At 59.9% G+C, this 4,156-nt stretch carries 4 protein-coding genes; 1 reads left to right on the top strand and 3 read right to left on the bottom strand.

What is annotated here, in order from left to right; translation table 11 throughout:
• Positions 1-923: 923 nt before the first annotated feature.
• Positions 924-1,187 carry a hypothetical protein gene (locus ACXJMY_RS37660; protein WP_456624408.1) on the bottom strand — a complete coding sequence of 88 codons (264 nt, stop codon included), beginning with the start codon at positions 1,185-1,187 and terminating at the stop codon, positions 924-926.
• Positions 1,188-1,448: 261 nt separating this feature from the next.
• Between ACXJMY_RS37660 and ACXJMY_RS37655 the strand changes: the two genes are divergently transcribed.
• Positions 1,449-1,715, top strand: coding sequence for a hypothetical protein (locus ACXJMY_RS37655; protein ID WP_456624407.1), 267 nt, complete (start codon positions 1,449-1,451; stop codon positions 1,713-1,715).
• Positions 1,716-1,957: 242 nt separating this feature from the next.
• On the opposite strand, the gene ACXJMY_RS37650 is transcribed toward ACXJMY_RS37655, so the two are convergent.
• Together ACXJMY_RS37650 and ACXJMY_RS37645 are read right to left on the bottom strand one after the other, a co-directional pair.
• Positions 1,958-2,641, bottom strand: a complete 684-nt coding sequence (locus ACXJMY_RS37650) for a helix-turn-helix domain-containing protein (RefSeq protein WP_456624406.1) — start codon at positions 2,639-2,641, stop codon at positions 1,958-1,960.
• 1,019 nt (positions 2,642-3,660) lie between these two features.
• On the bottom strand, positions 3,661-4,156 hold a 496-nt coding region (locus ACXJMY_RS37645), incomplete at its 5' end, for a hypothetical protein (protein WP_456624405.1).

Below are 4,156 nucleotides of genomic sequence, written 5' to 3'. Positions count from 1 at the left end.
ACTGTCGCATGCGCGGCACTGTTCTCGTTTAGCTGGTCTGAACAACGCGGTGTCTCTTTGTCAGTCGAGAGTGCCCAAGCACGGGTCGGTCGGCCACTGACCCCGATGAGCGTTGCAGGTGTTGCTCGTCGGCAAGACCGGCGGGCTGCGTACCGGTATGGAGCCGGGGCGGTCGGCGCTGGCGTCGCCGGCGCGGCCGCCGTGGGCACGGCTGCTGCTGTGGCGGCTACATCTCCCAACTGGGGATGGGGCGGCGGCCCTGACTACACAGGCGAAGCTCGGGCAGCCAACGCCTACTATGGGGCGTCCACAGCCAGCTCCAGCAATGGCTGGTACATRACGCCGACCGGCATGGCCTGCACATCGGGGACTGTGGTCACAGGCGCCAACGGTTTGCCGTTCCGCTGCCCGTAAAACACAGGCGAAGGCCGGTGAAGCGGGCATCGACTTCGGCGCGTCAGCATGCCAGCGACGTTATGGTTCCCTGATCTGCTGCAGAGTAGCGGAATTGATCGCGAGCCCGGCACACCGATCAAGCGCAACGATGGAATCACGTATATCGGCCAGCGAGGAAACGACTAGGAGGCGGTCCAAACGGCTGCCTCCTGATCGAACTCTTTCTGGTTCTGCATGCGGATTGATGTTGCCTTTCAACGGGCAGCAACGGAGGGTGACGGTGATCAGGTTATTGGCTGTCCATCGCGACATCGGCGCAGGCGATGCCACGCGCGCCGATTCAACCAGACGGCGTCGTCATCACGCGTTGAAGTTCGCAGACGTGGCCTGCTCCTGAAGCCGAGAAGTCCCCTCGAAACGAAGATGTGTGCGACAGAGACGCTGCATGGCCGAGAAGTGGTGTTGAATGCTACCGCGGGTCGCGAGGTTGGTTTATGCACCAAGGCTAGTGGCCGCAGGCAAATCCTCTATCGACGCGCTCCGACGCGATTAACGCCGCCATTGGCATTGCCGCCGACGTTATGACGGACTGCAGCGCGCGCAACGGGCCGTGGCCGAAGGGCAACGCCAGCCCGGGCAACGCAACCCACCGGATAGTCGACGTACTGGCAATACACGATCGCGCGGGCCGGTGATGGAGCAAGCGTGGCCCCTGCAAGTCCCAGAAGTGCGCTGGCAGCGATTCCTGTAACCGTCACTGACTTGATCGAAAGTCGCATCTTGGCCTTCATGATGGTCCTCCTAAGGGTAGCAGAAGCCGAATTCCTACGGCTTACGATAGCGTGTGCGCGGAGAGATGAGCGACATTGACGTAGATCAAGGGTGAGCTGGGCTGTGCGTTAACTCCGTCGAACATGATCCGTGTTTCCTGCCGCCCGTCACCTCGTTTGCTGACAGCACCGGGGCGCGATCTTGATTCAGATCAACCAGCTTCGTGATACCCGCACCAAACAAAAGACCGACTGGGCTAGGGCGATTGGTTGGTGCGTGCGATGACGCCGACTTGGTATGTCACCTTCGAGGTTCGTAAACGCGGCACGCTGCCGAAGCAGCGGAGCCCCCGGGAAACAAGGACCTTCGCTACGGAAGCAGAGGCCAAGGCATTCGTTCGTGCAAAGCTCGACGAAGGTCTCGTTGTATTTGCGGGCACGATCAATCCGCACGTCCCCAGGCAACTCATTCCGTCGGCACGCATCCAAGCCTGGCTTGTCGATGAACAATGGAACGCTGAGCGAGATACAGGTCTCGACGCGGAATAAGCACGTTGCCGAGCACATACACCGCTCTCAAGTGTTGCCATTTCGTTACGGGCTTAGGGTCTGATCGATCTTAGACTCATGGACGTTCGCAGCACTTCCTTCCTAAGAGCCCGCGTTATGAGAGCTCGCGTTTTCTGAACGAGAACCGTACTTCCGCGCAGATTGCAGATTGGAGGCCCCCCGGCATGGTACCGGGGCCTCTCAATTAAGAACGGCAGAGGGTCTTCGCTTCGACCCGGCTTTCAATTCTGACGATCGAGGCCGGCGAGTTGCTGCCGGTCCAACAGCACGATCTGGCGCTGGGTGGCACCGATGAAGCCGAGGATGCCAAGCTTGCGCAGATGCGATAACGCCCGCGAAACGGTTTCCAGCGTGAGTCCAAGGTAGTCCGCGATATCACGCCGTGACATTGGCAGTGCCAAAATGCCGGCGTCGGTGAGCCGCTTGTCCATCTCAAGGATGAAGGCCGCGACGCGCTCGATCGAGGTTTTGCGCCCAAGGAGCAGCATATGGTCTTCCGCATGCTTCAGATTGCTGGTGGTCCTGCGGAGCAGGTGCTTGGCCAGTGCGCCGTCACTGTCGGCAATTGCATCGAGACTCTGTCGCCGGATGAGGAGAACCGTCGTGTCCACGACGGCTTCTGCCGTAGAGCGGTGCACGCTTCCATTCTCCAGTCCGAAGATATCGCCGGAAACATGAAATGCGCCGATTTGCCGGCGGCCATCAGGAAGCAGCTTGTAGCTTCGTACTGCGCCTGACTTGACCTGATAGACATAATCGGCTGGTTCCTTCTCGCCGTAGATCTCGCTGCACCTCCGATAGGTAAGTTCGCTCAGGCTGACGATCAGATCGGTTTCGGTCGGTATCCCCAGTTCGCAAAGGGAGTGCGGATGAGGCAACGACACTGAGGTGATGTGCATCAGCATTGGACCCATTCCTTAATCTGGTGTTGATGGGCCTGTTAACCGTGCAATTGCGGTGCCGGGTTAGGGGCGCGCATGGTGACGAGAGTTTCAGGGATAGTACATTCTCGGTATTGTCCTAAGGTTCATTGCACCAAAGGACAGCAGGGCCGGAGTTTGGATCCGTTTGCTTGCGGCGCTGCCACGCAGAAATCTGCCATCAGTCTGCAGCTTAAGACCGGCGCTGCGGTGATTGTTGGTGGACGTGTTCAATTTGCTCCCCGACTTCCAGCGTGACTGGTCGCGCCAACAACGTCGCCGGATACAGATCGATACGAGCAGAATTGTGAGTAGCGTCAGCAGCCAATCGTTGATGCTCAAGCGCATCCGTTCTCGCAGGCCTGCGGCATGCGAGGTCATTCCTGCGCAGCCAATAGCGATGCGTCCAGCATTTTGCCGGCGCAGGAGCGCTGGTTGATCCACACCAAGGATGTTTGTGGTCGCGTGATTCGCCGCAGCAACGACTCACGATACAAAAATGCACATAAAAAGTGGCAGCACATCTGCCTCACCTTCGCGAAGTTTCCGGAGAGCGGAGCCGTCCCTTGATCTAGCGCAAGGGGCGCGCCGAAATTTCCAACCTCATGATGCCGGATTTGCCCGGCTCATGGAGGCGATCATGGAGGCAAAACGATTTGCTTCGGCGGCTGCTGCATTCGCGAGCGCAACCTCGCGTTCGTTTGGTTGGAAAGGAGATGCATCATGATGAGATGGTTAGCCGTCGCAACTTTCACCTTGATGTTCGGGACGTCAGCTCTGAGCATGGCGCCCGGGCCGCTTCCCCAATCCGAGAGCCTGATCACGCCGGTCGCGGCCGCCTGCGGAGTGGGCAGAACGCGGATCAACGGCGTCTGCGTTGCAAGGACGACGATCCGCCAAACCCGGCGCGTTGCGCGCAGGTGTCTCCGTTGGCAGGGAAGTGTCTGTGCGATGTACGAATAGGCGCCGCGAGACTCGGCGTTCGGATCGTATCCGGACGCCGATCACCAGGCTCTGAAGCCGAACCAGCCGAACTGCCCTTGTTGTGCCGCCAGAAGCATCTGCGGCTGGAGGTTTCGCCTCGGTCGAGCCGCAACATGCAACATCTTGCGTTGTCGCTTGCGATCGACGGTTTCAGGCGGACGTGTATCCGGTTTCGGCAGCATCGCGAAGGAATTCGCCACCGCCGGGCTCTGTGCGACGGTAACGGGCGGTTCGGCCACATCCGACGAAGTTGCGATCTCGGTCGCCTCGGCCACGGGCGCAGCGGCGACGATCACCGGCAACTGGGTATCGAAAACAATACGCTCGGGCCATTTGCGATCTGAGTGGATGCGTATGGCCGGCCGGTCCGCAGCCGCCTGATCGACGGTCGGGGCCCTCGGCAGCCAATAATCTGCAACAATGAGCAGTGCGAGCAACACTGCTCCGACCTTCCAGAAATATGCCGCCAGTGGCATGCCGGTCGCTCCGGTGCGCCCCCGAAACATTGACCTGGGC

The organism is Bradyrhizobium sp. P5_C12 (assembly GCF_054049735.1).
The sequence above is the reverse complement of the archived record's forward strand: the minus strand, read 5'-3'. Positions and strand labels throughout refer to the sequence as shown.

What these genes read in the sequence shown, in the direction of transcription:
- ACXJMY_RS37660 (WP_456624408.1), bottom strand. Translation starts at nt 1,187, where the DNA reads ATGAAGGCCAAGATGCGACTTTCGATCAAGTCAGTGACGGTTACAGGA.
- ACXJMY_RS37655 (WP_456624407.1), top strand. Translation starts at nt 1,449, where the DNA reads ATGACGCCGACTTGGTATGTCACCTTCGAGGTTCGTAAACGCGGCACG.
- ACXJMY_RS37650 (WP_456624406.1), bottom strand. Translation starts at nt 2,641, where the DNA reads ATGCTGATGCACATCACCTCAGTGTCGTTGCCTCATCCGCACTCCCTT.